Source organism: Bartonella sp. M0192 (assembly GCF_016102305.1).
Lineage (GTDB): Bacteria > Pseudomonadota > Alphaproteobacteria > Rhizobiales > Rhizobiaceae > Bartonella > Bartonella apihabitans.
Genome location: NZ_JACFOU010000001.1, coordinates 2253824 through 2280218 on the forward strand (window position 1 = coordinate 2253824; position 26395 = coordinate 2280218).

25 protein-coding genes are annotated in these 26395 nt (G+C 45.1%); 18 read left to right on the forward strand and 7 right to left on the reverse strand.

The genetic code is table 11. From position 1 onward, the window contains the following. Window positions 1–29 precede the first annotated feature (29 nt). The 3 genes from H3S82_RS09770 to H3S82_RS09780 all read right to left on the reverse strand — a co-directional run bounded on the left by H3S82_RS09770 (window position 30) and on the right by H3S82_RS09780 (window position 2119). The gene (locus tag H3S82_RS09770; RefSeq protein ID WP_246785267.1) at window positions 30–353 is read right to left on the reverse strand and encodes an XRE family transcriptional regulator; all 324 of its coding nucleotides are present in this window, start codon (window positions 351–353) and stop codon (window positions 30–32) included. Window positions 354–466: 113 nt separating this feature from the next. Next, window positions 467–1198, reverse strand: coding sequence for a helix-turn-helix domain-containing protein (locus tag H3S82_RS09775; protein ID WP_198233538.1), 732 nt, complete (start codon window positions 1196–1198; stop codon window positions 467–469). 360 nt (window positions 1199–1558) lie between these two features. Then, window positions 1559–2119, reverse strand: coding sequence for a hypothetical protein (locus H3S82_RS09780; RefSeq protein WP_198233537.1), 561 nt, complete (start codon window positions 2117–2119; stop codon window positions 1559–1561). A gap of 299 nt (window positions 2120–2418) precedes the next feature. On the opposite strand from H3S82_RS09780, the gene H3S82_RS09785 reads away from it, so the two are divergent. Beyond that, the gene (locus tag H3S82_RS09785; protein ID WP_198233536.1) at window positions 2419–2607 is read left to right on the forward strand and encodes a hypothetical protein; all 189 of its coding nucleotides are present in this window, start codon (window positions 2419–2421) and stop codon (window positions 2605–2607) included. Window positions 2608–3249: 642 nt separating this feature from the next. Here the strand turns inward: H3S82_RS09785 and H3S82_RS09790 are convergent. Continuing rightward, window positions 3250–3984 carry a S24 family peptidase gene (locus H3S82_RS09790; RefSeq protein WP_246784674.1) on the reverse strand — a complete coding sequence of 245 codons (735 nt, stop codon included), beginning with the start codon at window positions 3982–3984 and terminating at the stop codon, window positions 3250–3252. A gap of 608 nt (window positions 3985–4592) precedes the next feature. Continuing rightward, window positions 4593–4883, reverse strand: coding sequence for a hypothetical protein (locus H3S82_RS09795; protein ID WP_198233504.1), 291 nt, complete (start codon window positions 4881–4883; stop codon window positions 4593–4595). A gap of 391 nt (window positions 4884–5274) precedes the next feature. Between H3S82_RS09795 and H3S82_RS09800 the strand changes: the two genes are divergently transcribed. From H3S82_RS09800 to H3S82_RS09810, 3 genes are all read left to right on the forward strand, one after another. Further along, complete coding sequence (locus H3S82_RS09800; RefSeq protein ID WP_198233505.1) at window positions 5275–6282, forward strand: hypothetical protein; 1008 nt, start codon at window positions 5275–5277, stop codon at window positions 6280–6282. Beyond that, window positions 6218–6832: a hypothetical protein gene (locus tag H3S82_RS09805; RefSeq protein ID WP_198237144.1), complete on the forward strand. Its 615-nt coding sequence runs from the start codon at window positions 6218–6220 to the stop codon at window positions 6830–6832. The genes H3S82_RS09800 and H3S82_RS09805 overlap by 65 nt, the downstream gene beginning before the upstream one ends. A 204-nt stretch (window positions 6833–7036) precedes the next feature. After that, window positions 7037–7642 carry a hypothetical protein gene (locus H3S82_RS09810; RefSeq protein WP_077972416.1) on the forward strand — a complete coding sequence of 202 codons (606 nt, stop codon included), beginning with the start codon at window positions 7037–7039 and terminating at the stop codon, window positions 7640–7642. Window positions 7643–8246: 604 nt separating this feature from the next. On the opposite strand, the gene H3S82_RS09815 is transcribed toward H3S82_RS09810, so the two are convergent. Next, window positions 8247–9887 (reverse strand): hypothetical protein, encoded by a 1641-nt coding sequence (locus tag H3S82_RS09815; protein WP_198233507.1) that lies wholly within the window; start codon window positions 9885–9887, stop codon window positions 8247–8249. A gap of 248 nt (window positions 9888–10135) precedes the next feature. On the opposite strand from H3S82_RS09815, the gene H3S82_RS09820 reads away from it, so the two are divergent. After that, entirely contained in the window at window positions 10136–10966 is an 831-nt protein-coding gene (locus H3S82_RS09820; RefSeq protein WP_198233508.1) for an AbiJ-NTD4 domain-containing protein, read from the forward strand. A gap of 532 nt (window positions 10967–11498) precedes the next feature. On the opposite strand, the gene H3S82_RS09825 is transcribed toward H3S82_RS09820, so the two are convergent. Then, window positions 11499–11669: a DUF1508 domain-containing protein gene (locus H3S82_RS09825; protein ID WP_198233509.1), complete on the reverse strand. Its 171-nt coding sequence runs from the start codon at window positions 11667–11669 to the stop codon at window positions 11499–11501. 586 nt (window positions 11670–12255) lie between these two features. Between H3S82_RS09825 and H3S82_RS09830 the strand changes: the two genes are divergently transcribed. The 13 genes from H3S82_RS09830 to H3S82_RS09890 all read left to right on the forward strand — a co-directional run bounded on the left by H3S82_RS09830 (window position 12256) and on the right by H3S82_RS09890 (window position 26395). Further along, window positions 12256–13038 carry a hypothetical protein gene (locus H3S82_RS09830; protein ID WP_198237162.1) on the forward strand — a complete coding sequence of 261 codons (783 nt, stop codon included), beginning with the start codon at window positions 12256–12258 and terminating at the stop codon, window positions 13036–13038. A 75-nt stretch (window positions 13039–13113) separates the two neighbouring features. Beyond that, window positions 13114–13626, forward strand: a complete 513-nt coding sequence (locus H3S82_RS09835; RefSeq protein WP_198233355.1) for a hypothetical protein — start codon at window positions 13114–13116, stop codon at window positions 13624–13626. 422 nt (window positions 13627–14048) lie between these two features. Further along, the gene (locus tag H3S82_RS09840) at window positions 14049–15374 is read left to right on the forward strand and encodes a phage terminase large subunit (RefSeq protein WP_198233354.1); all 1326 of its coding nucleotides are present in this window, start codon (window positions 14049–14051) and stop codon (window positions 15372–15374) included. Window positions 15375–16114: 740 nt separating this feature from the next. After that, window positions 16115–18223 (forward strand): portal protein, encoded by a 2109-nt coding sequence (locus tag H3S82_RS09845; RefSeq protein ID WP_198233358.1) that lies wholly within the window; start codon window positions 16115–16117, stop codon window positions 18221–18223. 195 nt (window positions 18224–18418) lie between these two features. Then, window positions 18419–19405: a hypothetical protein gene (locus tag H3S82_RS09850; protein ID WP_198233353.1), complete on the forward strand. Its 987-nt coding sequence runs from the start codon at window positions 18419–18421 to the stop codon at window positions 19403–19405. A gap of 277 nt (window positions 19406–19682) precedes the next feature. After that, window positions 19683–20801 carry a N4-gp56 family major capsid protein gene (locus H3S82_RS09855; protein ID WP_198233352.1) on the forward strand — a complete coding sequence of 373 codons (1119 nt, stop codon included), beginning with the start codon at window positions 19683–19685 and terminating at the stop codon, window positions 20799–20801. Between the two features lie 121 nt (window positions 20802–20922). Continuing rightward, a complete protein-coding gene (locus H3S82_RS09860) occupies window positions 20923–21234 on the forward strand; it encodes a hypothetical protein (protein ID WP_198233351.1) in 312 nt (103 codons plus the stop codon). A gap of 4 nt (window positions 21235–21238) precedes the next feature. Continuing rightward, window positions 21239–21934, forward strand: coding sequence for a hypothetical protein (locus tag H3S82_RS09865; RefSeq protein WP_246785268.1), 696 nt, complete (start codon window positions 21239–21241; stop codon window positions 21932–21934). Continuing rightward, window positions 21935–23401 (forward strand): hypothetical protein, encoded by a 1467-nt coding sequence (locus tag H3S82_RS09870; RefSeq protein WP_198233350.1) that lies wholly within the window; start codon window positions 21935–21937, stop codon window positions 23399–23401. After that, complete coding sequence (locus H3S82_RS09875) at window positions 23398–23841, forward strand: hypothetical protein (RefSeq protein WP_198233349.1); 444 nt, start codon at window positions 23398–23400, stop codon at window positions 23839–23841. The genes H3S82_RS09870 and H3S82_RS09875 overlap by 4 nt, the downstream gene beginning before the upstream one ends. Further along, window positions 23828–24877, forward strand: coding sequence for a tail fiber domain-containing protein (locus H3S82_RS09880; protein WP_198233348.1), 1050 nt, complete (start codon window positions 23828–23830; stop codon window positions 24875–24877). Before H3S82_RS09875 ends, H3S82_RS09880 begins: the two co-directional genes overlap by 14 nt. Window positions 24878–25061: 184 nt before the next feature. Then, on the forward strand, window positions 25062–25457 hold the full coding sequence (locus H3S82_RS09885; protein ID WP_198233347.1) for a hypothetical protein: 396 nt from the start codon (window positions 25062–25064) through the stop codon (window positions 25455–25457). Further along, window positions 25454–26395 (forward strand): phage tail protein, encoded by a 942-nt coding sequence (locus tag H3S82_RS09890; protein ID WP_198233346.1) that lies wholly within the window; start codon window positions 25454–25456, stop codon window positions 26393–26395. Before H3S82_RS09885 ends, H3S82_RS09890 begins: the two co-directional genes overlap by 4 nt.

Genomic DNA, 26395 nt, shown 5'->3' on the forward strand with positions numbered 1-26395 from the left:
AAGTGCCGAAGAGAGACCAGATATTTTATTCATTTTGCGCCGGTTATTGCGCGCAAAAGCGTCAAGATTGCAGCTCGCATGTCAGGTGAGGCCTGTGAAAAAAGCTTGATGAATTTCTCATCCTCGGCAGAAATATCGAAGCCATATAACACAAAAGACAAGCTTGTGCCGACTTCTGTACATATTTCCGCGAGTGTCTCGGCCGTAGGGTTCTTCCTGTCTTTCATAATTGTAAAGACATAGCCGGGACCTCTGCCGATAGCGAGAGAAATCGCGCGCATCGATTTGCCGCTCTCTTCGATTTTTTGTGCCAAACGCACACGCCAGTCGTCCAAAGTTTGTGGTTGTGACAAAATTTCCTCCTACACATTCATAACAGAGTGTCGGCAAGGGTTGTGCTCTACACCCATTTTTTAAACCGCCCTGTAGCCTACATTTTTATCAACATGGCGCAACGCCGCGCGCATTAGCGACCGAATAATTCCCTCATTTCCAATATTTTATGAATAGACACAATATTCGCATTATCAAAACTGATGATTTTTTCGGAGTTGTATTTCTTTAGAAACACTTCGTGCGATGTTCGTTTCGCCAAAACGGCAATCATGGCCTTGATTGGTTCATCTATAGTTTTGGCAATCTGCACCACAACTGAATCGCCAATACGCACCGGTTTATGCGGGTGGACAAAAACCAGATCACCAGCATTAAAACGTGGTTCCATAGTGTCCCCTTCGACGTATAAGGCATATAGACCCTTGGTCATCAACAGAGCGGGGGGCCTATGAACGTAATCAATGATTGATGAATCGAGTTTGAATGAACCGTTGTCAGTGTTACAAGCGGCAGTTCCCATCACCGGAACGTCCTGCAGCATGTATTGGCGCGGCGGTAAAGTACTATTATTGAACTTCACATCGCTCATTTTGCTATTTGTTCGGGTCGTTTCAATTCCAGCAACATTCGGAGTGTTACCGGTAAGAAGCCAATCAATTGAGACATTAAGTGCTCCGGCAATATCTTCTAGGGTATTCGGGCGCGGGTGAGCCGCCCCAGACTCCCATTGGGCTACAGCGTTACGTGTCTTGCCAACGGCTCTTGCTAACTCTTCTTGCGTCATCTTCGCTGCAATGCGCGAATTTTTTATACGTTCTTTCAAATCCATAGTTTTGTTTAGAAAAAGTACATTTTGCACCATCAGTTTTATTTATATCGTGTAGAATGTCATTACACTACTAAAATATCCATTGAAAGCGATTGGCGTTGTTGGCTTTTATAAAAGCAATCAAGCAAAATGACGTTGTTGGTCATCATTCGATAAAATCGGTACCCCCCCCTTCGCGAGTAACGAAGCGTTAGGTGATTAAGATACCGGTAGAACGCATAATAAACCTATGATAGAAGTCGGGAGACTATATATATTTCATTCATTTTTAAGCCGGTTCAGGGTGGCTTTATCAGTGAACCTACTATGCGATGAAACAATGCAATCTCTTTAGAGAAGTCTATTTAACGCTATTTTGCTTCATCCGTTGAGAAAAAAGAAAGGCGCTGCCAATTAGCATTCGTCCGGTCTGGTGGCGCAGTCGGAACCGATAAAGAGGATTTCTTCACGGCTCATGGTAATTGGCGGGTCGTTTTCGTGGTCTACTTCTACTTGAGCCGTGCGCATGAAAAGAGCAAACCGCAACTGGTCGAATGTCTCATCCGTCATCGGGCTTGAACGATAAAGTTTCCATGCCAGTGCCATGACTTTTTCTGCCCGCGAATGGTTTTTCAGGCTTTTCAAAAAAGGCTTTATATCACCCCACGAGAAGTGTTCTTTTTCCTTGCGCTTTTTTCCTGCATTTTCGGCTTGGTTAACCCGATTTTTTTGATGTAGCCCTGCGGATTTTAGACCATTCAAAGTTTTACTTGTTACATTGACAAGTTTGCTTTTCTCTTGATCTATTTCTGCGCGACTTGTTTCTTTGCAAGAAAGGTCAGTTTTACCGAATGGCGGTTGTATTTCTTCGTCAGTGCTTGAACCATTGTCGGGCGAGCCTTTTTGGTCATCAGCGGGTCGAAGAAATCCGGTTTGCGGCTTTAGAGTTTTTCGATGATTTTTAGGCTTTTTCATCCCGCCCACCCCTCGCCTGTTTTGACAGAAACGCCATAAGCTTCAACACACTTAATGAGGAATCGTAAAAAAATGACATGAATAATGTCAACACTTTTCATGTTGACATATACGGGATTTATGAGGATAGCGAATCGTTTGATGATTAAGAGTTGGTTGTTTTAATGGTTTTTCTTTGGACTTTTATATTTTTTAAAAAAACCGGATGGTTGCCGCATAACATGAAAGTTGAACCGGACAATTAATTGGAAAAGACGAAAAATACCGCCGAAATTCCCCGCGAAATAATGGATTTTTAAATGAAAGTTACTTCCAATTGGAGCGACAAGCCAATCAGAACAACAAAAAGTCTTATAGGCTCTGTTGTTTTGGAGTTGATCGAAAATGAACTGCATATGGGGAGAAGTGAAAATAGCGGTCAACAAAGCATTTTAAACATAAGTCTTCCGGTTTATCCGGCAACGGAAGCTCGAACATCTACAAGTTGAGCGTGAAAGCAACCGATGTTTAAAAAAATCGGGAGATAAAAATAAAGCGTGATGCCATTGACAAAGGATAATTTATCACCCCGTTTTCAATAACGTGATCGAGCAAAAGCAATTTTGACAACGGCAATATGGATTTAAAATTATTGCGCTTCGAACGATCGCATTGCCAATTTGACATTGGAAAATTATGCGCCCGACCGGCTCCATCCGGTGTGAGGGAATCCGGCGGACTTTTGTTTGACTTTTTCCGACAGCAATAAATAGCGCATCAAGAAACACGATGTTGGAAAATCAGATATTGAAAAATCAGACTGGGGAAAATCTGCCAATGGAAAGCTGTGTTTGAAATAATCTGGTAGCTTCAAAACTCACATCAAGACATGCAGTGTGAGAAAATCGACTTGTTAAAAATTCTGCCTCATCAGATGAAGCCCGACAATTATCGCACCGTTAAATCGGGTGCTAAAATATCGGGCTTAAAAATATCGGCCTTTAAATGAATGATCGGGTGCACGAAAACTTTTGGTCTTGGATATGTTCTTGTGACGATATTTCCTCGACTATAAGGCTCGGATGCCAGCCTTGGATAAACATAAGCTTTGACATGCCGATGCTTTTGGCGCCAATTTTATGCCAATTTTTTTAGCGCGTAAAACGGCCGATATAGCGGCCAAGAATGGTGATTTCGCTTAAATTCAGAATGCGCGGTTTGTGGTGGGGATTATCCGATATGACCTCGACCTCGATTTCATCCGCACCGGGACGGGAGACAATTTCCAGCCGCTTGATAATAACGCCGCCAAGCTCGTCTGCCAGTGCATAAATTCCCGGAGGTGACGGAACACGGTGCGATATGTCGATAAACACCGCATCGCCATCATGAATGGTGGGCGACATGCTATCGCCATAAGCGGGAAGGACTGCAACATTCGACGCAACAACATTGAGTTTTGCCAAGAGGCTTTCCGGCAAACGCCAAAAATCCCTTATTACTTCAGTTGAAATTTGAACAGCATTCTTGGCACCGTTGACGATCATAATTTCCCCGCCGGCCCCCATGCCCGCCTTGACATCAATTTCGGGAATTTCACCATCTTTCAATTGCAACCTTGTTTTAACATCACTATCAATCCGGTCAGGAATATCAGGGTCAAAACTCGATACAATCTTGTGTTTTGCGGCATTCTCACCTGTCAAAAGATAAGAAGCGCTTACGCCGAATTTTCGGCCATAAATTGCCGCGTCCTCAGGGCTAAAATCATTCTGCCCGTTTTCGTGTGCCCGATAGGTCGAATGGCTCACGCCAATTGCATCCGCAGCTTTCGTCGCAGATGAAAAGCCCGCTTTCAGCCGTGCTTCTCGCAATCTTTGTCCCATCGTGTCCATAACATACATTATGTCAGAATAATAAACATAAATCATGTTGACAATCTGCTATAAATGATGTTGTTATACAACTATCCGCTACTTTTGGGTGTATTATAACATTATTAGTGTTTAAAAGTGGCGGGTAAGAGATCGAAGGTGCAGTGTGCGCTTTCCTACAAGTTTTTTAGACGGCGTATTTGCCATGTTTCGGGGTGGAACAAATGGACAAATCAGATATTTGCGTGTTGTCAGATATTGGCGTGTCGCGATTATTCGACACTGATGTTTTGCATGAAAAACAGCTGGTGAACTGCTTTAGCCGCAAGACCGCCTTGTTGACTTGGCCTTTAGAAGCTTCAACCGAGAATAAAGTGGCAGACAATGAAGCCGCATGGAAAAGTGTTCTTAAAAGCGAAGAGGCCTTGAAGTGCGGCTTTTGCGTTGCGCTTTTTTCCCACAAGCTTCAAAGCGTATTTAAACTTCAAAGCGTATTTCAAACTGCTAGGGGAAGCACTTGTTGCGGGCTGACGATGCTTGCGCCCCGTTCATTATGCCGAACGCTTTTATGCAGCTCGTCTTCTTTAGCCCGATTTCTTCTCCCAAAAAGCAAATTATGCTTATTCGGCTTTGTCACTCCCGGAAACACTGTCTGGCGAGCCTGCACCTTCTGCGGGCGTTTTTCTGGCATTGGTGTTTTCGAGTGTCACATCATATTTCTGCGGCTCGGCAAGGATATTTTCCGGTTTGCCGACAGCAATCATACATTTGGCAAAAAGCGGCAGAACATCCTTGCTATCAATCGTATTTTCGGAAGCACCGGCAATAATACTGAACAAACGGAATGCGACTTCTTCCGGTGTGGCTGCTGCATTGACAGTTGCAGATCGTATCGGGTTAATAACGGGCATTCTCTTTCCTTTGTCTTTCATCAATCACTTGATGAAATAGTTAAACAACTTGTTGTTTTTATCAAGGCAATAGCAACCGCCATTTTTAAACCGGTGAGCCTTTCCATTTTTGTCAAAAGGCTTTGTTTCAACGCGCCAATTTTTGCCCGCGCAGGAAAACAAAAATCAAACCGAATTTTTGAGAGCACTGTTTTAAGCGCAGCAAAAGTCTGCTGGTCAGCAAAAAGCGTACACGAAAAAATCAAATCTGTGACACGAAAAAGCAAGGCTTTGGCACTTCATGGTGGAAGCGTTTTCAAAACCGTTTTTTCTCCGGAATTATCAGAATTTTTTGCGCGTCAATTGTGCGGCCGACCAACATTTTTCAAGGCAGAGAAGAGAGTTTTATAAAATGGATTCGTCAACATTACGCCGCCTTGCCGGTTTGAACCTTTCTACCGAACAAATGTCGGCTATTCTTGAACTTCTTGCCGATATAGACGAGCGGGAAGACCAGCGCCGTGCCCGTACACGCGAGCGTGTGCGCCGTTTCAGGCTGACACGGAAAAACAATGTAACGTTACAAGAGGAAAATTGTAACGGCGAGGAAACGTTACCCCTTTCCCCTAAAAGAAAGGTTCCCCCACACCCCCTTAAAGAAAATAACCCCTTTCCCGCTTTCTCTGAAACATCGTCTGATGCGCTTGTCGAAGAGCAAACAGACAAAAAAGGCGGGCACGGTTTTCCTCTTTGCGGGATTAAAAATTTACCGGAAATCCCTACGGGGTGCGAGCAGAACAAAGCTTGTTCTTTTGCCGTGAGTTGGCCTAAAGCCAAGGCTTGCTCCTTTTCTGAAAATTCCGCTTTGCCGCAAGCGGAAAGTGCACCACTTTCGGAAATCACGGGAACGATGTCTGCGGCTGAAAACGGCACGGCTTCGGGCGCAATGTCAGCTTCCAGCGAAAGCGGAGGCGTGCCGCTTTTGCCTTCACCTTCGGGAATTTTTTCAAGCCGGAATTTTGGAAAAAACGAAGTTTCAGAGCTTGCAACGAGCCACCCTGACAAAAGGGGTTTTGAAGCCGAATTTCATGAAATTTTCTGGCCTGCTTTCCCGAACAAATGTGGCAAGCCGAAGGCACTAACGGCGTTTTTGAAAGCGCGCAAAAAAGACAGTCTTGCCGCCATTATGGCGGGGCTTCAACGCTATATCGCAGACAAACCGCCCGACCGCCCCTGGCTTAACCCGACGACGTTTCTCAATCAGGAACGCTGGAATGACCAACCTGCCCCCGTTCTGGAGCGAAAAAATGCAAAATTTAAATATGATAAAAGATCAACTGCCAGAAAAGTTACCGATGCGATGGCCCGCCTCGCACCTCGATTTGACGCTTACCAAACTCGTTTCCCTCACGACAGGTGAAGGCTTTCCACCCCGCTTCAAAGCGGGAAAGAAACCGACAAACGCCCAAATCGCAACAATCAGGCACACGCTTGAGGACGCAAAAAACACACTTTTAAAAAAAGCACGAAGCGACGAAATCATGGACCAGTTTTTGCTGCTTTCGGGCGGTATGCGACTGCCGCGCGATATAGACGGGGAAAGTGCTGCCAAATCCTATATGATTGCGCTTTCCGGCTTTTGCAGCTTTGCCATTATGCAATCGGTGCTTTTGATTATTCGCGGCAAGGCGGAAGGCTTCAACAAAACCTTCATGCCGTCAGCGCCGGAACTTGCCGCTTTTTGCGAACATATCGAAAAAACCGAATGGTTGAAAATCGACACTGTGGAGCGGCTTTTAAGAGCCGGTGAAGAAGAACAAAACGACGTTTTAATTCCGGAGGCGCGGGAAGACAAACCGGCTTGTGACCACAAAACCACGACCGCAAGCGAACATGAAACAACAGAACATGAAACAGCGCGACGCGTTTCCCGCCCGCAAAAGAAATGCGCGCTCAATGAAGCTGAATGAAACGGAATGGGACAATGTGGGACGAGATAGGACGAGATGGGACGATGTGAGACAGTGTGGGACGATAAGAGACGACATCGAACATCTATGAAAAGCCCAATGTTTTTTTCAAAAACGCGAACCACAAGATTTCAAACAACAACAGTTCAAACTCAAGACTTCAAACAACAACCCGATAATAAGCGATCATGAAAGGCTTTAACCATGCAGGAAGTTGAAATTATCAGATTGAAAGCCCGTTCAAAGGCAGGCAAACTCCGGCTCAAGCGCGGGCGCGGACGGCCGCGTATCGAAGGTATTGCGCGCGAACCGAATGGCAGGCGCAGCCGAGCAAAAAAACCGCGTGAAGCGATTGACCGTCTTGCTATTTTGATGCGTGCAAAGCACACCGGCCTTTCCGAAAAACAGGCAAAAGACCCGCGCGCTTCCACCTATATCGGCAGACTTTTTTTGGCAGGCCCCGAATGCGGCGGCATTAGCGAAGACCAGTACAATGCGGCGCTGAAATTTATCGAGGTTGATAATAACTATAAAAAGGCATTGCTTTCACCTGCCGCCTATTACGACGATTTTAACAGCACGCCCAATCCCGAACTTTATGAAGCGTTTTGCAAGCGTGCCAAAAAGCAATATCTTGCCGCGAGGGAAGCCATTCAGGAAGCGCAATTTGATAACAGAATTGATAACCTTTACGCCGCCTTGCAATATATCGTGCTGGAAGATCTCGAATTGCCGCACCTTGTCGGCGCAACAAGGCTCGTGCTCAATGCGTTAAACAGGCATTTTTTCCTTGCCAATAAAGGTCATTAAATTTTTAATGACCCTTATGGCGCAACGGGAATTCTATTTTCCAAAAAGATTTTCTTTGAGTGGCGGGAAATTTATATTGCGAGAAGGAATTTAATATTTGATTTTAATTCTGTTACACCGGCAGAAAGACCATTTTTAGAGAAGATTATTTGTAGCAAGGACTATCGCTTGAAAGAGCAAACTCGGCTTGCAATTTATGAGAGGGGTTACCCCCGTAAATTTATAAAAGAGGTCACCCCCGTAAAGCGGAAGTCCAGCCCGCCGCTTTTATTCCGACCAAAAACACAATTTCTAAAAGGCAGGCACTCCCCTGCCTTTTCTTTTACACCTCGCACAATTTATCATCGGACAATGACGGGGAAAGCTAAAATAGACAAGATAACTGCCCCACTTGGGTTGATAGAGATAGCAGAGATTTAAAAGTTAAAGGATAATCATTTATTTTTACGCGCACGTGATTGTTTGCTCTTATTTTTTATTGGCAGGTAGATGAATAAAGCGTGAATTTTTTGTTTCAACCTGCCTGTAAAACTATTTTTTTAATTTTAGTTATAATTTTAAAAATATAAATAAAATTAATTATCATTTAAAATGTTATTTTTCCTCACTTTTTTATTCTAACCATAATATCAGGATCATATGTCTTCGGTCTTTTTTCGGCAGGTAATTTTATAAGGACCCCTTTATCCATTGTTTCTTCATCATACCCAGTAGGCGGTCTATCGGCAAAAAAATAACAATTTGAAAAGCTCTCTTTTTTTCTATGACTATTACGCAAATGGCTCCAATTTGGACAACCACTAAAATCACAATCTTTAAATTTGCATGTTTCTTCTTGTGTATTTTGGATAATTAACGGAATCACGGAAGAGCCTTCTACCTTTGCATATGGCGATATCAAAAAAATTTTACATCTCTCAAAAACACAATTGGATACGTTCAAAATTTTCAAGCAACGATCTTCACTAGAAGAGTCAAAATCAGAAAACCTACAGTTCTTGTAAACATTAGGATTATAAAAAAACCATTCTTTTGATTCGTCTGAAGTAAAAATAGGAAACTTAAAATCACAATATATTGGAGTGAAAAAAAAGTTCTCATAACTAATAAGCAAGTTGTTAAATTGATAACTCATAGTGCATCGTTCTAATTTATTTATATCATTACTTGAACCACTTAGAGAAATGAATTCGTCAATTGTAAATTTATGACATTTGTTGCCAATTTGATCATCTAAATACATTAACGCGCGCATTCGAACTTTATTTTCTGTTGTGATGTCGCTGGCACTGGTTATGAAATCTGCGATTAAATCGAATGCTTCTTTTCTGAAAGGACCTTCAGGGTCACTAGCAACTGCATTCAAAAAGGAAAGGCCTGCATATTTTTGCGCATCGCTTTCACTGCTTAAAAGTTTCGATGCTTCTGCGATAAGCTGGGCGGTATCACGCTGTTTTGCCATAGCAATTTCATCGTCATGACGTTTGCCATCCCGCTTCTTTTCTTCAAACTCAAGCTTCTTTTGTTCAAATTCTTGCTTTTTTTGTACAAACTCTTTTTTCTTTTGCTCAAGGTCGATTGATTTGTTTTTTGTCGCTTTGGCAGCCCAGAAGAAGGTAACAAGACCGGCAGTGGCCAGCGCTACATTTTTTATGTCAATGCCGCCGAAAAAGGTTGAATTGTCTTGACCCGGATAAAAATACAGAAAAGCAATTGTCCCGAACAGTGTGCCGAGAATTAAAGTGACGTTCAAAACATCAACGGCAAAACGGTTGCTGGCAAAATCGACACTTTGGCGAGTATACGCATTCTTCGACGGGAAAAAGGCTGCATTAATCCAGCCATTCAAAAGCACAAATAAAAGCGTTGCAACAATCGCAACCAAGGAAATAACTTTCAATCTATATTGAAAGTGCTGAAAGGGGTAAAAAACAGATAGACAAAGGAAAACAATACATAGAATAGTCGAGCCGAGAAGCGCAGGCCAGCTTGTTTCTTTCGTAATGATTGCGGGAAGCAAGATCAGTATGTCTGCCGCAACGACAAATAAGAAAATGACCGCACCAACAACATTGTCACCTTTTTCACACGCAAAATAATTCAGGAGAGAGAGAGCTATCGCCGCAATTAAGGGGACAACACCAGACCTGAACATGCACTTTTTAAAAGCAATGAATTTTTTATCTGCTTCAGTTGCTTGTTCAAGATTATCAATCTGTTTATCGGTATTGGTATCTGAAGGCATTCTTCGCTTCTTCCCCCTCTCTTTCACCCTAGCGATTTATGCCAAGAATTCAGATAAAAGCAATGTTAGGATGTGGTTTTCCCCTTTTTACAACCACTATTTGTGTGATGTGTTTGCTTGTCTATTGTTTCAAGGTTCATCAAGAATGACGAAGGGAATAACTGACGGCTATTTACGGCATTATTTCGTGGCACGAGTTTTTCATGGTCAAAGCCGGAATTGTCGGTTCCGTTTAGGATGTCGTTTAAGTGCAAGAAAAAAGCGGTATATTTTGTGAAGTGATAAAAGGCGAAGCTATTTTTGAACCACAGAATCTGTTAATCTTTGGATATTTCTTCGGCATTATATTTTCACAATTCAAAAGAACGTATGACCTTTTAATTATGAGTGATTCTACTGACGATCTTCCGTTTTCCCAGCGCTACGGCTATGCGCCGGTTGTTCAACAGCTTGCTTTGGGAGAAATAACAACACCTTTTAAAGAAGAATTAAAAGCACTTCTGGACTGGGCTATTCCGGATTACGGTGATGAAATTATTGATATTTCCTGCACAGACATGTTTAAAGATATTTTCATAAATATTTGCGGAGGTAGTTATCAGGAGTATTACGTAAACAATGATGAGTTTTCATTAAAAAAGAGTTTTGTAAATAAATCTTTTTCCAGTTTTATTAATAATTGTGAATTTTTTAAATTATTTGATTTATTAGAAGAACTGATGAAAAATAATAAAAAATTAAATAAAGATAATATTGATCATAAAAAAAATAATAAAAATTTTGAATTTAAATTAAAGAAACTCTTTAAAAAGCACCACTTAGCCTACACTATTTACAATGGGAAGATCGAACCTATCAGTAGTGAATTTGAAGGCAAGACCTATGTTGCTGCACTCGATGAGACCAAGGACACAGGCCAGCTTGGTGCCCATAGTCATTTGATTAAAGCCGGAGAACAGATAAATCACGAGAAGTGGGCAGATAGTGTTCGGGAAAGCATCAGCGCTGTGGAAGCAGTTTGCCGCCAAATTGTCGGGGGGGAAAAAAGTAACTCTCGGTTCGGCACTAAAGGAAATTGAAAAGAACTATCCTCTACATCCGGCTTTTAAAAAAGCGTTGAGCGAACTTTACGGCTTTACCTCTGATGAAAACGGAATTCGGCATTCACTTTTGGACAAGTCGAATGCAGCAGTTGACGAGGCGGATGCACTTTTCATGTTGGGGGCTTGCGCATCCTTTGTTTCTTATTTGCTTTCCCGAACAAGGTCGAAAGACGATAAATAAATTTGTTCAAAATGGTTGAGATAAACCTTCGGGTGTCCATAAATGCAAAGGACTTTGCCACAACATAGATGTACCCAGACGTAAGATGGCAATTCCTTGTCGACTTACCAAAAAAATCCGGCAACGTGCGTTCATTTTCAAGAGGGATAGAAAATGCGGGAAAGGTGTTTTGCTTTTCAGTTGACGGAAGAAATTCCAAGAAACACCAGAACGATAGTTAATTAAAAAGCTGGCATAGCGCGATGCCGCCAGCTTTTAAACTTTAAACTAACCGATTAGGGAATTTGATAAATGTGCCTGCGAAACGGCAGGCGAATATTCAGGCTTTCAGATTTCCTCAACCGGTGCGTGAGATGAGGATTTCACCAGATCAATTGCATGAAGAGCATCAGCCTTGTTTTTATAGCCTTCGCCGCTAGTTGCGATCTTTTCGTGGTTAGCTGCTTTCAAATGCCAACGCCATTCGCCGTTTTTATCTTTATAAATTTCAAATTTCATGATTTTTTCCTGTTTTAAGTGGATTATTCATAATTCAGAAACATTACGCCAAACACTTTAGACGAATTGGGGATTTTATTTTATTATTTCAAGATAATTAGTAGATATAATCATGTTTATTTATGAATTTTATTTTGACGAGTAAAACTCTTTTACACTAAAAGAGAACTTCCCCCTCTTTATTAAAAATTCTCTTTTTAAGTTTAAAGGCATCTGCATTTTTCAAAATGGAAATGATCTATTCGGCAATTGAAAAACATGTGTCGATTGGTTTTGAACAGAAGCGACCAATAAAAATTCACGCGTCTTCCGACCACCTGATTTTTAGAAAAATAATTTTTTAAAATTTCCGATAATTTTTTTCTTGCAAAAATGTGTCACTAAATATTAACTGACAAATACGGCACAACAAGAATTGTAGCTATGGTTTGGTTGACGTTTATAAATATAAAAAATGGTTTGTTCTTTTTTATATTTTGAATATTCGATTGTTTGTTGAATTGAGTTGATATTTAAAAATATATTATTTGGAATTATCGAATTTTATCCATGAATATTGACATTTGCTGTTCATAGCGGTTTCTGAATGCTTTTAAAAAACTGGATGAAAGAGTTCGAGCTACAAAAAAGAGTAGCCGATGCGTTCAAGCTCATGGCGCATTTGGCAGTTAAAATTTTTATCCTTGAAAAGGAAAAGGGACGTGGTCGGAACCAAAAAGCGAACATCCCTCAAAACAGAAAAATCCCCGAAAAAAACACCGTTAAAAAGGTGTGCCAACAGAAAAAAGCCACGCCTTTAACGGAAAAAATTGAAAAAGAAACTGTACGGGTTGCTGATGGATTTTTGGAAAAAGCTGCACGTTCAAGTGTGAAGCATGAAAAGGAAGTTGAGCGGCAAGTGCTTGGCAATGAGGGGATGGCCGCACGTTCAAGCGCAGAGTTCAAAAAAGAAACGCTGGAAAATGTGCCTAAAGGCAAGGAAAAGGCAGTAACTCTATCCGCAGGGTTTGGAAAGCAGGCGTTACAAAAAGTGACTGATCTCAAGGAAAAGGCAGCACGTTCGAGAGTGAGGCGTGTAAAGGAAGTTGAGCAGCAATTACTCGGCAATGAGAAAATGGCCGCACGTTCAAGCGTAGAGTTCAAAAAAGAAATGCTGGAAAATGTGTCTGGAGACAAGGAAAAGGCTGCAACTCTATCCGCAGGGTTTGGAAAGCAGGCGTTACAAAAAGTGACTGATCTCAAGGAAAAGGCAGCACGTTCGAGAGTGAGGCGTGTAAAGGAAGTTGAGCAGCAAGTGCTTGGCAATGAGAAAATGGCCGCACGTTCAAGCATAGAGTTCAAAAAAGAAACGCTGGAAAATGTGTCTTGAAGCAAGGAAAAAGAGATAACTCTAACCACGGGAATTCGAAAGCAGACGCTGCAAAAAATGCTTGGCAACGAGACAATGGCAGCGCCTTTAATAGAAGAGGTTAAAAAGAAAACTGTGCAGGATGAGTGCAAGGGAAAATTGCCGCTAGAGAGTAATGCAGTTTTGAAAACAATTCCGACTGTAGCAAAAACGACAAAGAAAGCCGCGCAAAAAAAGCGGGAAGCTGTGCGAGAAAAGAAAGCTTCCGGAATTTTGAAAGAGGCTATTTTAAAAGCTGCAATAAAAGCCGGTAATCAATTGGGAGAAGACGGGCTTGTTTCCTATCTTGAAGCACAGGCTTTAAAAAATGCTTCTTCCTTTTTGACACTGCTTGGCAAGGTGCTGCCTGCCGAACTTAATTCAGACGGACAAGAATTCAAAACCGTGACAAAAATCGAACTGGTTGCATTATCACCCTCACCGAAAGATTTGACAGTTGCAAAATCACCGACCGGAAAAAAGCGTACGACTTCTAAAAAACGCATGAGCCGAAATCAACAACTTGGCATAAATCAGGAACTTTCGGAAATCCTTAAAAAAGACAATTGACGAGCTTTGCGATAAAAAAGGTTTGCAAAGAAGTGAACCGATTTTGCAATTGTTCAACGAATTTGTTTGCCATGCGAAATGAAGAGAGAGTTTCACTGTTTTTCGTGTCTTAAAAGTTTTTCAAAAAACGTCGTGCCGTTTTGAAATGGTGGGCTTTTTGAAATGACGGGCTTTTTAAAAAGCTTGACGTGCTGTTTCTCTTATATTGGCCTTATCGTGATGGGATATATTATTTTCCGACAACATAGTTCTTTGCGGGTGGCGATGCTTGTTTAAAACAAGTGTTTTCCTTGCATATCTGTCAAGGTAGTGAGAGCGGCTTTCAGAATAGTTTTTCAAGCTTTTTTAGGCTTCCGGATTTGGTTTGGAACGTCATAAACGTCTTGTCCGGTCGTTTTGTTTCGGTGGTTTTGTGGTGGTTCATGACAACAGAAAAAATAGAATTGCCGGAAAAGCTGATTAGCCTTTTCGATGGGCCTGCCGATATCAGGGCGGCCTATGGCGGGCGCGGTTCGGGAAAAACCCGCTCTTTTGCCACAATGAGCGCAGTGGTCGGCTATTGTTTAGGAAAAAGAGGAATTCGCGGCATTATTCTTTGTGCCCGCCAGTTCCAGAATTCTTTGGCTGACAGCTCACTGGAGGAAATCAAAAGGGCTATTGCCGATTACCCGTTTTTACAAAATTATTATACCATTGGTGAAACCTATATTCGCTCGAAAGACGGGCGCATTACTTATGCCTTTTCCGGACTTGACCGGAATATTGCCAGTATCAAATCGAAGGGGCGGTTGCTTCTCTGTTGGGTGGATGAAGCCGAACCTGTGACTTCTCACGCATGGAACACATTGATACCGACTTTGCGCGAAGAAGGTGACGGTTGGAACACCGAACTCTGGGTAACATGGAACCCGCTCAGAAAAGAGGCAGCCGTTGAAAAGCGTTTTCGCGACAGTAAAAATGCGCGTATCAAATCTGTTCAACTGAATTGGCGTGATAATCCGAGATTTCCCGATCTGTTAAACCGCGCCCGCCTTGATGATTTGAAGAACCGGCCAGAAAGTTATGACCATATATGGGAAGGGGGATTTCTTTCCCGGATGGAGGGAGCCTATTTTGCAACGGGTCTTGCAATTGCCAAAGAAGAAGGGCGCATTTCCAACGTTCCGGCCGACCCGTTAATGACATTTCAAGCTTTTTTCGACATTGGGGGAACAGGCGCCAAAGCCGATGCAACCGCTATCTGGATTGCGCAATTTATCGGAAAAGAAATCCGCGTTCTTGATTATTATGAAGCGCAAGGGCAGCCTTTGAGCGCCCATATCAACTGGTTGCGCGAAAAAGGTTATGGGCGGGCAAAAATTACATTGCCGCATGATGGTGCAACCAAAGATCGCGTGCGGGATGTGAGTTTTGAAAGTGCGCTTCAAGAAGCCGGTTTCGAGGTGGACATTATTCCCAATCAGGGAAAAGGGGCAGCACGCGCCCGCATTGAAGCGGCAAGACGGCTTTTCCCCTCTATCTGGTTTAATGAAAAAACTACAGAAGCAGGACGCGATGCTTTGGGCTGGTATCACGAAAAACGTGACGACAAACGCGATATAGGACTTGGGCCGGAACATGACTGGGCAAGCCACGGGGCTGATGCTTTCGGCCTGATGTGTATTGCCTATGAAGCACCGAAAATCTTTAAAAACCGGCAGCGCAATTTCATGAGACATGATTTCAATACGTCATGGATGGCAGGATAAAAAAAAGCAAAATTGTCGACTATTGAACCAATATTCAAGTGAAAGAACCGCGCGTGTCCAAATTAAAGCGGATAGCAATTGCATTTTGCTTTTCTTTCAAAGCTTGAAAGCGACGTTTCAAAAACAAAAGACGCTGCCAAGGGTGCGGCACAATATGCGAAACCGCAGACTTTCTTGGACGAGAGCTTCCAAAACGGGCAAAAGAGCAAGAAAACGAGGGGCGAAGCTCAAACAAGCTTTATGCGCGGCAGGCGTGAATTTGGCGGCGTTCGCAATGTTTGCGATAAGAGCTTTCAAAACGGGCAAAAGAGCGAGAAAAACCCGGTGCGAAGCTCAAACAAGCTTTATGCGCGGCAGGCGTGAATTTGGCGACGTTCGTAATGTTTGCGATGTTTGCATCGTTTAAGGCATGGGAAATGTTTGCGGGACGCATAATATTGGCGGCGTTCGCCGCATGAGTGATATTCGCTGTGTTTGCAGGCTTTCCACGAGGAGCACTATTCGGAACAATAGAACCGGATGCGCAACAAGTCGGCTTTTGTTTTTCCGGCAAAGGCCTTTGCTTTATGTGACCTGACCTTTTTGTTTCTTTATGATGATTGCCTTGTGCTTGCCCGCCTGCCCGCTTGCGCGTTTTGCTTGTGTTTTTTTTCGGGGCTTTTCGGCTTTTCAGAAATGAACTTTCAAGTTGTGCGGGCTGCGGCACGACCAATTTTAACCAATAATTTTACGGGCTGATGATGATGCAAGAAAACGAGAGTTTAGACCATGGGGCTTCGGATGACTTTGACAGTGCAAAAAGAGATATTTTGTTCCAGTCATTGTTAAAGCTTTTCCGGCAGGATATGGCGCATGTTGCCGAATGGCGCAAAAATGCCCGCGAAGATTATGCCTTTTATAATGGCGAACAGTGGGAAGCCCAAGACAAGGCGGCGCTTTTCGAGCAAAAACGCCCTGTCATGACGTTCAATCGCATTGCGCCGCTTGTCAATGCTGTTATCGGCTCGGAGCGCAACAACAAACGCGAAGTGCAATTTATTCCGCGTGAAATCGGAGATGCGAGAGCCAATGAAATATTGACCGGTGCGGCGGAATGGTTTCGCGATCAGGCCGAAGCGGAATATGAGGATTCGGAAGCTTTTACCGATACCGTCATTTGCGGCATGGGGTGGACAGATACACGCCTTGACTTTGACGATGATGAAGCGGGTAAACCTGTTGTGTGCCGCCTTGACCCGTTAAAAATGGTGTGGGATGCCTCGGCGGTGAAAGCCAATCTGGTAGATGCGGAGCGCCTCTGGTATATCGACGAAAAGCCGCTTGCCGAAGCGCGCCGCATGTTTCCCGATATTGACCCGTCACTGCTTGATGCGCGTTGGGCAAAAAATGGTGTTTTTGATAGTGGCGACCCTCTTTCCCATGTGAATTCCGACACATTCTATGGTGAAGACCTGACGGATGCTTCGGAGAGGCAAGGCTTGGGGCTTTCTTCCGCTTCCAGCTCTCTGGTGACACTTGTCGAATGCCGCTGGTTCGAGCGTGAGGCTTTTTACAAGGTTTTTGACCCGCTGACAGGTGAAACGCAGGATTATTCGCTTCGCGACTATGAAGAGAAAAAGAAAATTTCGCCTGAAATACAATCGGTAAGGCTTACAAGAAAGATTGTGAAAAGGGCTTTTCTAGGAGAGGTTTTGCTTGCTGAACCGGATCAGCCGATGGTGCCGAACGGGCAACTTGGCTGGGAATGCATTACCGGCTATTTCGACAAGATGAAAAAGCATTATTATGGCATTGTGCGCCCCACAAAAGACCCGCAGCGTTGGGCGAACAAATTTTTCAGCCAGGTGATGTATCTTTTAAACAGCCAATCGAAGGGCGGCATTCTTGCCGAACGCGGTGCTTTTGATGATGACAGGCAGGCAGAAGAAAGCTGGGCGCGCGCCGATGCCATTACCTGGACAAAACAGAATGCGCTCGCCGGACAAAATGCCCGCATTCAACCCAAACCCGTGGCACAATTTCCTGTTGGTTTTTTTCAGCTTTTCAACGAAGCCAAAGAAGCAATTTCGGACGTGACGGGCTTATCTTCAGAATTTATCGGCACGAGAGAAGTAAACCAGCCCGGTGTTTTGGAAAGCCAGCGCCGGCAATCTTCTTTGAATTTGCTTGCCTCGCTTTTTGATGCGCTGCGCCGTTATCGGAAAAGACAGGGGCAAATTATGCTTTACCTCATACAGAACTATCTTTCCGATGGAAGGCTTATCCGTATTGTGGGGGATGACAACAAAAAATATGTGCCATTGACACATGAAGCGGTCGCCAACCGCCAATATGACATTATTGTTGATGATGCGCCGACAAGCCCCAATGAAAAAGAACGGACATTTGCGATTATTCAACAGATGCTGCCGATGTTGAAAGATTATCTCACACCGGAAATAGGACTGGAAATTCTGCGCTATTCGCCGCTTCCTGCCTCGCTTGTTGAAAAATGGACGGCCAAGGCACAAGAAGCGGCTCAACAAAAAGCAGAACAGGAAATAGCCAGAGAACAGATGGCCAGAGAACAGATGGCCAGAGAACAGATGACGAGCCAAGAAGCGGCAATGGAAAGAAATGCATTGCCGGAACAGTCTACAGGGCAACAGGCCGACCAATTGAAGTTGCAAGCTCTGGCAAACGAGCTTGATATGAAAGCCAAAGCCCGTGAACTCGACCTTAATGCCAAAGCGGCCGATCTTTTTTTAAAAAATCAGAAAGCAAGGCTTGAGACCGAAACAGCCAAAAACCGCGCGCTCATTGAACAATTGAAAATTGAACAATCGCAAACGGGGCGAACCAATTCCTGAAACAAGCGCCCCGAAAGCTTGGACGGAATGGGTTTTAAATTTGGCAAAGCGGCATTTCAGATTGTCGCCGCTTTTCAACTCCCGCAATTGCAACTTTTGTTTTTCCTGCCGGATGAACCGGCTTCGCCTCAAGCATCGGCGTTTTGATGCTCTGCTGCCCGTTTTTTTCAAAGGGCATGTTTAAAGGATAAATTTATGGATATTGCACCCGATTTTTCACCGGAAGAACAGGATGTTCTCGGCCACCAAAACACCGACAATGAAAGCTTTGACGATGAGACAGCCTTACCGGAAAATTTTTCCGACAGTAATACTATGACCGGGCCTTCTTTTAGCCAAGAAGGGGAACATGAAAAAAAGGCGGGCGAAGAAGACGAAAGAACAGCAAAAGCGCGAAATCATATGGTTCCGCATGGTGCACTTCACGCTGAAAGGGAAGAACGCAAAAAAGCGCAAGCCGAGGCAGCGGAAGCAAAAGCCAAACTTGCCCGCATTGAAGAACGTTTCAAAATTGCACGCGAATTCACAGAAAATCATGCCGGAAACGAAAGCTTTTCACTGTTAAAACAGCAGCAGCAGATGGAAGCGCCTGATCCGGAAAAAGATTTTGTCGGCTATGTCAAATGGATTGGCGCCAGATTGCAAAACGAGGAAACCGAAAGACAAAAAAGAGAAGCCGAAGAGCGGCAATCTATCAAAGCCGCAAGAGAACAGGAAGCGGTGAAGGATTATTTTGCCACGTCTGTAACGGCACTTAAAGCCGAACTGCCGGATTTCGACGAAGCGGCCGATTTTCTTTATGAAGCACGGGTGAACCAGTTGAAGGCGCTCGCCGATGCTTACCCTGCTTTTAAAAATGCCGATGCGATCAACGCGCAGATTGGAAACGAGCTTGCAGCCATTGTCAAAGGTGCTTTGGAAAGCGGCACCAATCCTGCGCAAACAATTTATAATTATGCAAAAAATATCGGCTTCAAGGCGAAATCTATAGCGGGGGGTGACATTGCCGCAATGCGCGCCAAAAAAAACGCTGCGCGGACACTCACCGCATCGAACGGGCGCGCTATTGCCGACCCTATTAGCCTTGAAGCCATAGATGCCATGAGCGATCGGCAATTTGCCGAGTGGATTTCCAATCCGAGAAATGAAAGAGCCTTCAACATTCTGATGAAAGGGGAATAAGGCTTTTTGCACAAGCCTGTTTTTTAAAGCTGATTTGAGAGACTTCTGTTTCAGAAGCTTGAACTTTAAAAACCACCGCTTGCAAAAGATGGGGCTTCTAAAACTTTGAAGTAGGTTCGTGTAGGTTCGTTTTAAAACTTTCACCTTTTTCTTTTGCGGATTTTCGTTTGAAATGGACGTTATCATTTTCACCCACCGGAGGTTTTCCGGTTTCGTTGGTTCGCTCGCGTTAAAGCGACAAAAAGCTTGAAAATCAATTGAATTTTAGGAGGCCATAATGGCTATTACATCCATCGGGGTGAACGACCCTCTGGCTGTTCGTGCCTGGTCGAAGAAACTTGCCGTCGAAGTATCGAAAGCTACCGAGATTGCGCCTTTGATCGGAACCGACACCAACAGCATTATCCAGCTTAAAGACGAAACCCAGAAAGGCGCGGGTGATACTGTCCGTTTCGGCTTGCGCACCCAGCTGATCGGCGAAGGCGTTTCGGAAGGGGTTAAACTGGAGGGCAATGAAGAAGCCCTTTCAACCTTGAATGATGCTGTTATCATCAATGAACTTGCCCATGCTGTGAGGGTAAAAAACGAGGGCACAATCGACCAGCAGCGCGTGCTTTTCGATTTGCGCAGCGAAGCCAAGGACGGTTTGACCGACTGGTATGCCGACCGTTTGTCGCTTATGTTTTTTACCCATGTTTGCGGCTATACCGCTAAACAAATGAACTTTGAAGGGCGCACCATTTCATTGTCGCCGGTGCATTACGGTTTCAATGAGCCGACAGCCCCGACCGACAAGCGCGTTATTCGCCCGAATGGCAAAACCACTGACGAAAGCCTTGACGAAAAAGATGTGTTCAATCTTTCTCTGGTTGATAAAGCGGTGGAGCGGGCAAAACTTGCCAATCCGCGTTTGCGCCCTGTGCGTGTCGAGGGCGATAGTGTTTATGTGCTTTACCTTCACCCGACACAGGTGACGGCGCTGCGCACCAACACGGCAACCGGCCAATGGCTTGATATACAAAAAGCGGCCTATCAGGGCTCGCGCGCCAAAAACCCGATTTTTGACGGCTCGCTCGGCATGTATAACGGGGTGGTTCTGCGTGAAGCCGAACATATTACCGAAGGTGTCAATTCTGCCGACCCGACCACGCCTGTTTCAAACACCCGCCGTGCGGTGCTTTTGGGTGCACAGGCTTCCATTGTGGCTTTCGGCAAGGACCGCGGACCAACGCGCTACAAACTGGTTGAAGAATTCTTTGACTATGAACGCGAACTCGGTGTTGCGGCAAAAACCCTGATCGGTATGAAGAAAACAAATTTCAAACTGAAAGACAGCACGATCGGCGAACAGGATTTCGCAACCATCGTTATTTCAACCTATGCCGAGCCGCTTTAAAACGGCATTTCAAACAACAGGAAAAGGGGCAAGTGCTCCTTTTTCTTTTTATGCGACGAGCTGTCTAAGGCGCAATTTTCCCCTTTCCCGATTTTTTAAAAAACCGGTGATTTTGCCAGAGATGAAAAAAATGACCCATGCTTATTCTATAGACATGCCTTCAAGCGATGATACCGACTGGATACTTCTCGATTTTGAGGAGCCTGCGGCAGAAAAACCGAATGTGCGAGATAAAAAGACCACACCCCTTTCCCGAAAACCGGTGAAGAAAGCGAAAGTGAAAAAACCGCAATCGGAAACCGGAAAGACATCTCGAAACACTGCCGAAAAAGCCGGAAAGTTGAAAGCCGCCAATTTGAAGACCGCAAGCGGAAAGAAGCGGCAAAGAACACGCAACCCGAACTCAAAGCAAAACCGGAAAACAAAGGTTTAATACCATGGCCATTATCATTTCCACGACAGGGCCGATTACAAGTCTTCCCACGCCTCTCCAGCCGAAAAACAAAACCTTTTCGGATATGATTGCCGTTATTCAGGATGAAATTGACGACACGACAAATGAATATTTCAGCCAGATTCAGGAAGCAATCTATTCGGCCATCCGCTTTTCGGCACGTGAGCCGCTTTATTTCAATGAAACGCGCGATATTACCTTTTTGACGACTAAAAATCAGGACTGGTATGGCGCAACAACCGAAAAGGCGATTGCAAGTGCGGCCGGTATACGCTTTGTTTTTCTTGAAAAATCTCACGGAAACGCAAAACGGCTTCATCTCAATTCCCCGCAGGAACTTGAAAGCGCAGGTTCAGCCCATGGCGAACCTTATGCCTATTGTTATTTCGGGAAAAAACTGCGGCTTTTTCCCTGCCCTGACAAGGTTTACAAAATAAGGCTGATGATCGAGCCCTACCGGCTTGAAGAAGTTTTGAAAGCCGACGAGGAATCCCCTTGGTTTCTCGATGCGTTCGACCTCATCAAAGCGCGGGCAAAATACGAGCTTTATAAAGATATTTTAAAAGATGCCGATAGCGCTCGAACAGCCTTTAACGATTTTAACGAGCAGCTTTCAGCGTTAAAAGTGGAAACCTCGCGGCGCAATGGTAGCGGCAAAATCAAAGCGACGGTGTTTTAAATGACATTTTTATCGATAGCCGAATATCGCCCCGACATTGCCGACATCAATAGCGACTATAGCGATGATATATTGAACGTTTTGCCGGCAGACGGCAGTTATATTCCAATGCCCGGCTTCAAAGCCTTTTCCAAGCCGTTTCCGGAAAAGCCTTATGGAGCCTATGCCGCGCGGTCGCTTGACGGAACAACCTCGGTTTTTGCGGGAACTGCAACCAAACTTTTTGTCCTCGACAATACCGATCTTTCCTGGCGCGACATTACTCAAACCGGAAAAATCTATTCCGCTTCCGATGAGGCACGCTGGTCTTTTGCTTCTTTCGGCAATTATATTATTGCGGTCAACAAAAACGACCCGCCGCAGGTTTTCGAGCTCAACCGTTCGGCAAAATTCCGCAATCTTGGCGGCAATCCGCCACGGGCGGGAGCTGTCAAAGTGTGGGGCGATTTTGTTTGCCTCATGCAATTGCCGGATAATCCCAACCGTGTTTACTGGTCGGGCCTTAATGATGCGGAATTCTGGACGGTGGGCGAAAAGTCCTGCGACTATCAGGATTTTCCGGATGGGGGCAGTGTTCAAGGCTCGAGCGAAGCAACCAACCCGATTATTTTTCTGCAATCGGCGATTTATCGCGGCACATTCATTCCCGGTTCCGACATTATATTTTCTTTCCAGAAAATTCATGACAAACGCGGTGCAAAATCATCAAACGCAATCAGCAGTCGCGGTGAATTTTCCTTTTATGCCGATGAAGGCGGATTTTTCCAGATTACCAGCGATGGCGCGGTGACACCTATCGGCTTTGAAAAAATCGACCGCTCGGTCTTTACCCGTATGAATGCCAATAACCTTGCCGAAATGTTCTGCGCGATCGACCCTTTCTATAACCGCGTTTATTGGGCGATGGATTATAACGGTTCGGGCGTGATGAACGAATTGATGGTTTATGACTGGGGCCTGCAGAAATGGACGGTTATCAACATTGCGGCAAGCAGCATCATGCCGATTTATACAAGCGGTTACACGCTGGACGGGCTTGATAATATTTCCACTATTCTGGAAAATTTGCCGTTTTCGCTGGATAGCAAAATCTGGCAAGGTGGTGCGCCCATTCTCGGCGCTTTTTCCATGGATTACCGTTTGGGCTCCTTTTCGGGAGAGGCGATGGAAGCAATCGTTTCCTCGCAGGAAATTGCAGCCACCAATGGTGATATAAACCGGCTGGAAAATGTTATTGCACAAATAGACACGAATGAAGCCTTGCTTGCCATCGGTGCAAGAATGCGAAGAAACCCGCAAGAACCGGTAAAATGGTCAGGTGAAAAAAGCCCCTCTTATAATACCGGCCGTTACCATGGCCGCTCGCGGGCGCGGTTTCACAAATTCCGCCTGCGTGTTCCGGCGGGTGCAAAATGGTCGCATATTGCAGGCTTCAATGTCGATTTTACAAGAGCCGGAAAAAGATGAACTATCAAATCTATCTCACCGAAAATTGGCCTTATGAACGGATGAAACGCTATAGCGGCGATCTTACAGAGGCGATGAAAAAAATCGCCCGTCGTTTTCCCGATGACATTTCGTTTCAAACAATGGCCGAAGAAATTGCAAGTGGCGAGCGGCAATTGTGGATCATTGTTGACGAGAAAGAAAACTTTGTCGCCTTCGTTACCTCGCATATCGAAATTCTGGCGAGCGGGAAAAAACGTGTCGAACTCCTCGAACTTGCCGGTCACGGCGGCGAAAAAATAGCCGATATGATCGAACCGATAGAAGAATGGGCAAAAACCATCGGCGCATCCGAAATTTGCCCGATCGGTCGCATCGGCTGGTCAAAAATCATGCGCGCACATGGCTATCGGCCAAGCGTGGTCAAATATCGAAAGGAATTGAACAATGGGCGGAAGTAGCGGAAAAGGCGGAAAAACCACACAAACGAAGACCGAGACATCAGCCCCGCCGGAATGGGCAGCACCACTCTTCAAGCGCTCGGCAAAGGATGCCATGGACCTTTATAATTCCGGTCAGGGTGGCAATGTTTATCAAGGCTCGCGGGTGGCCGATTTAAGTGACACAACAAAAAATGCCATTAGCGGGCTTGGAAACGCCACCGCCAATTATGGCAACAGCTATTTGCAAGGCCTTGCAGGCGGCAAAAATGCAAGTGGCCAGAACCTTGCCGATATGGCTTCGGGAAAAATGGTGGGGGCAAACACAGCCTATAATCAGGCTTTACAAAACACACTTGATAACACCGCCAATACCATCAACAGTCAAATGAGCGGGGCTGGCCGTTACGGTTCGGGCGCCCATAGCGGTGTTTTGTCTCGACAATTGGGACAGGCTGCAACAACTGCCCTTTCCAACCAGTATAATCAGGATGTTGGAAATATGCTCAATGCCAATGAACTTATCGACAGGGCAAACAATAACCAGCTTTCGGCCGCAAGCAATTATTTTCAAGGGCAAGGCAATAATCTTCTTAATGCTTTGAAAGGCGGCACAATCCTTGACCAGAACAACCAGCAAAAGCTTGATGCAGCGCGTGACCAATGGAATGAAGAAGATAATCGTGGCTGGAACCGGCTTGCCATGCTTTTAAGTGCGGCTCAAGGTGCGGCCGGAAATTACGGAACGTCAAGCGGAACGCAAACAACAAAACAACAGAATGGTGCGCTCACCACAATAGGAAACGGTTTGGGTGCGCTCTCATCGCTTTTTGGCTTGTCGGACCAACGCACAAAAGAAAATATCCGCTATGCGGGCAAACGCAACGGCTACAATGTCTATGATTTCAACTATATCGGAAGAGCTGAACGCTATCGCGGTGTTATCGCGCAAGAAATCCTTAAAACCGACCCCGATAAAGTTGTGATCCACCCCGAAAGCGGGTTGTTAATGGTCAATTACAACAAGCTCGGATTTCCTATGGAAAGGCTTCTGTGAAGAAAAGCCATTCGGCTGTTTCAAACGCCTTTCCGTGACATGGGAGGCCAAATAGCTTAACGCCCTGCCGCTTGAGCATGAGCCTCATAAATTTAACGACAAATCAGTCAAAAGACATTGCGTGACCATTCCAGAAAAAACCGGAAGCGCGAAGGAAAAATTGCACCCGAATGGAGGCCAATTCATGAATTCACATTCTTTTTTTAATTTTTGGGCTAACCGCCCATCCAATAACAATGCGCCTGTGTTCGGCTCGATTGGCCCCTTGGGTTTTGCCGGCCAAAACTTTAAAACCGGCCTATCTGCCCCTTCCCCCATTGAGGGGGATAACAATAGAGGAACCCCTTCCAGCCCCACCACCGCTTACGGATTACTGGAAGACGGGCAAACGCAAAAAGGCCTTGAAAAAGGCGCTGCTTCACTTGCCAATGCATTGATCGCTTTAGGCAATGTTGACGCACCACAGACAAGCTCGATGCAACTAAAACCGGTGCGCGGCCCCTCGGCCGAGCAATCGCAGGCACTTTTACGGCTTCTTCAAAACATGCAGCAGAAAACCAATAACGGGGGCACATTATGAGTTCTATTTATGATTGGTCACTTTCGGCGGCAAGCAATGCCAATGCCGACAATATTATCAACTGGACAGAGGGGCAGCCGCCAAGCACGGTCAATAATTCCGCCCGTTCGATGATGCAGCGTGTGCGCGAATATATGTGCGATATTGGCGGCGATGTTATTGTTGAAGGGTCTTCTTCACGCATTGCCATACAGTCGAAAACACCGGTAACTGCTTATATCAACGGCATAACATTGCGGTTTCGCGCGCTCGGTATGAATGTCGAGCAACCGATGATCAGCCTCAACAATATTGATTATAAGCCGGTTTTCAAGGCAACCTATCAGGGGGTAAAACCCTTGGAAAGCGGGGACATTCAGGCTGGCGCTCTCTATGAAATCGTCTTTTGCAGTTTATTGAACAACGGGAGCGGAGGCTGGTTTTTGTCGTCACCCACTCCTCAACAATCAACACCGCCCGGTGTTATTTCAATGTTCGGTGCGCCGACAGCGCCTTCCGGATGGATACCCTGCGACGGACGCTTATTATCAAGAACACAATATGGCGCACTTTTTTCGGCTATCGGCGAATGGTGGGGAAAAGGCGACGGGCAAACAACCTTTGCCGTGCCGGATTTGCGCGGTGTGTTTCTGCGCGGCTCCGATGCCGGTAAGAATATCGACCCCAACCGTGCTTTTGCCTCTTTTCAGGATAGCCAGAACAAATCGCACAGCCATTCGGGCTCGGTCGGTGAAGCTGGCGAACATAACCACAGCTATACCCGTTGGGTGCATAGAGGCGAAGGGCCAGACGGCAAAAATGGCTGGGACTGGTTTGCAGAAACAACCGATTTTACCTCGATGGCCGGAAAACACAGCCATAGTCTCAACATCAATGCCGATGGCGGCAATGAAGCGCGCCCGGTCAATATTGCCATTCAATATATTATCAAGGCTTGA

What these genes read in the sequence shown, in the direction of transcription:
- H3S82_RS09785 (WP_198233536.1), top strand. Translation starts at nt 2,419, where the DNA reads ATGAAAGTTACTTCCAATTGGAGCGACAAGCCAATCAGAACAACAAAA.
- H3S82_RS09810 (WP_077972416.1), top strand. Translation starts at nt 7,037, where the DNA reads ATGCAGGAAGTTGAAATTATCAGATTGAAAGCCCGTTCAAAGGCAGGC.
- H3S82_RS09855 (WP_198233352.1), top strand. Translation starts at nt 19,683, where the DNA reads ATGGCTATTACATCCATCGGGGTGAACGACCCTCTGGCTGTTCGTGCC.
- H3S82_RS09865 (WP_246785268.1), top strand. Translation starts at nt 21,239, where the DNA reads ATGGCCATTATCATTTCCACGACAGGGCCGATTACAAGTCTTCCCACG.
- H3S82_RS09805 (WP_198237144.1), top strand. Translation starts at nt 6,218, where the DNA reads ATGCGATGGCCCGCCTCGCACCTCGATTTGACGCTTACCAAACTCGTT.
- H3S82_RS09790 (WP_246784674.1), bottom strand. Translation starts at nt 3,984, where the DNA reads ATGGGACAAAGATTGCGAGAAGCACGGCTGAAAGCGGGCTTTTCATCT.
- H3S82_RS09845 (WP_198233358.1), top strand. Translation starts at nt 16,115, where the DNA reads ATGATGCAAGAAAACGAGAGTTTAGACCATGGGGCTTCGGATGACTTT.
- H3S82_RS09875 (WP_198233349.1), top strand. Translation starts at nt 23,398, where the DNA reads ATGAACTATCAAATCTATCTCACCGAAAATTGGCCTTATGAACGGATG.
- H3S82_RS09870 (WP_198233350.1), top strand. Translation starts at nt 21,935, where the DNA reads ATGACATTTTTATCGATAGCCGAATATCGCCCCGACATTGCCGACATC.
- H3S82_RS09860 (WP_198233351.1), top strand. Translation starts at nt 20,923, where the DNA reads ATGAAAAAAATGACCCATGCTTATTCTATAGACATGCCTTCAAGCGAT.
- H3S82_RS09815 (WP_198233507.1), bottom strand. Translation starts at nt 9,887, where the DNA reads ATGCCTTCAGATACCAATACCGATAAACAGATTGATAATCTTGAACAA.
- H3S82_RS09885 (WP_198233347.1), top strand. Translation starts at nt 25,062, where the DNA reads ATGAATTCACATTCTTTTTTTAATTTTTGGGCTAACCGCCCATCCAAT.
- H3S82_RS09880 (WP_198233348.1), top strand. Translation starts at nt 23,828, where the DNA reads ATGGGCGGAAGTAGCGGAAAAGGCGGAAAAACCACACAAACGAAGACC.
- H3S82_RS09825 (WP_198233509.1), bottom strand. Translation starts at nt 11,669, where the DNA reads ATGAAATTTGAAATTTATAAAGATAAAAACGGCGAATGGCGTTGGCAT.
- H3S82_RS09795 (WP_198233504.1), bottom strand. Translation starts at nt 4,883, where the DNA reads ATGCCCGTTATTAACCCGATACGATCTGCAACTGTCAATGCAGCAGCC.
- H3S82_RS09780 (WP_198233537.1), bottom strand. Translation starts at nt 2,119, where the DNA reads ATGAAAAAGCCTAAAAATCATCGAAAAACTCTAAAGCCGCAAACCGGA.
- H3S82_RS09890 (WP_198233346.1), top strand. Translation starts at nt 25,454, where the DNA reads ATGAGTTCTATTTATGATTGGTCACTTTCGGCGGCAAGCAATGCCAAT.
- H3S82_RS09835 (WP_198233355.1), top strand. Translation starts at nt 13,114, where the DNA reads ATGGCAGCGCCTTTAATAGAAGAGGTTAAAAAGAAAACTGTGCAGGAT.
- H3S82_RS09775 (WP_198233538.1), bottom strand. Translation starts at nt 1,198, where the DNA reads ATGGTGCAAAATGTACTTTTTCTAAACAAAACTATGGATTTGAAAGAA.
- H3S82_RS09830 (WP_198237162.1), top strand. Translation starts at nt 12,256, where the DNA reads ATGCTTTTAAAAAACTGGATGAAAGAGTTCGAGCTACAAAAAAGAGTA.
- H3S82_RS09850 (WP_198233353.1), top strand. Translation starts at nt 18,419, where the DNA reads ATGGATATTGCACCCGATTTTTCACCGGAAGAACAGGATGTTCTCGGC.
- H3S82_RS09800 (WP_198233505.1), top strand. Translation starts at nt 5,275, where the DNA reads ATGGATTCGTCAACATTACGCCGCCTTGCCGGTTTGAACCTTTCTACC.
- H3S82_RS09840 (WP_198233354.1), top strand. Translation starts at nt 14,049, where the DNA reads ATGACAACAGAAAAAATAGAATTGCCGGAAAAGCTGATTAGCCTTTTC.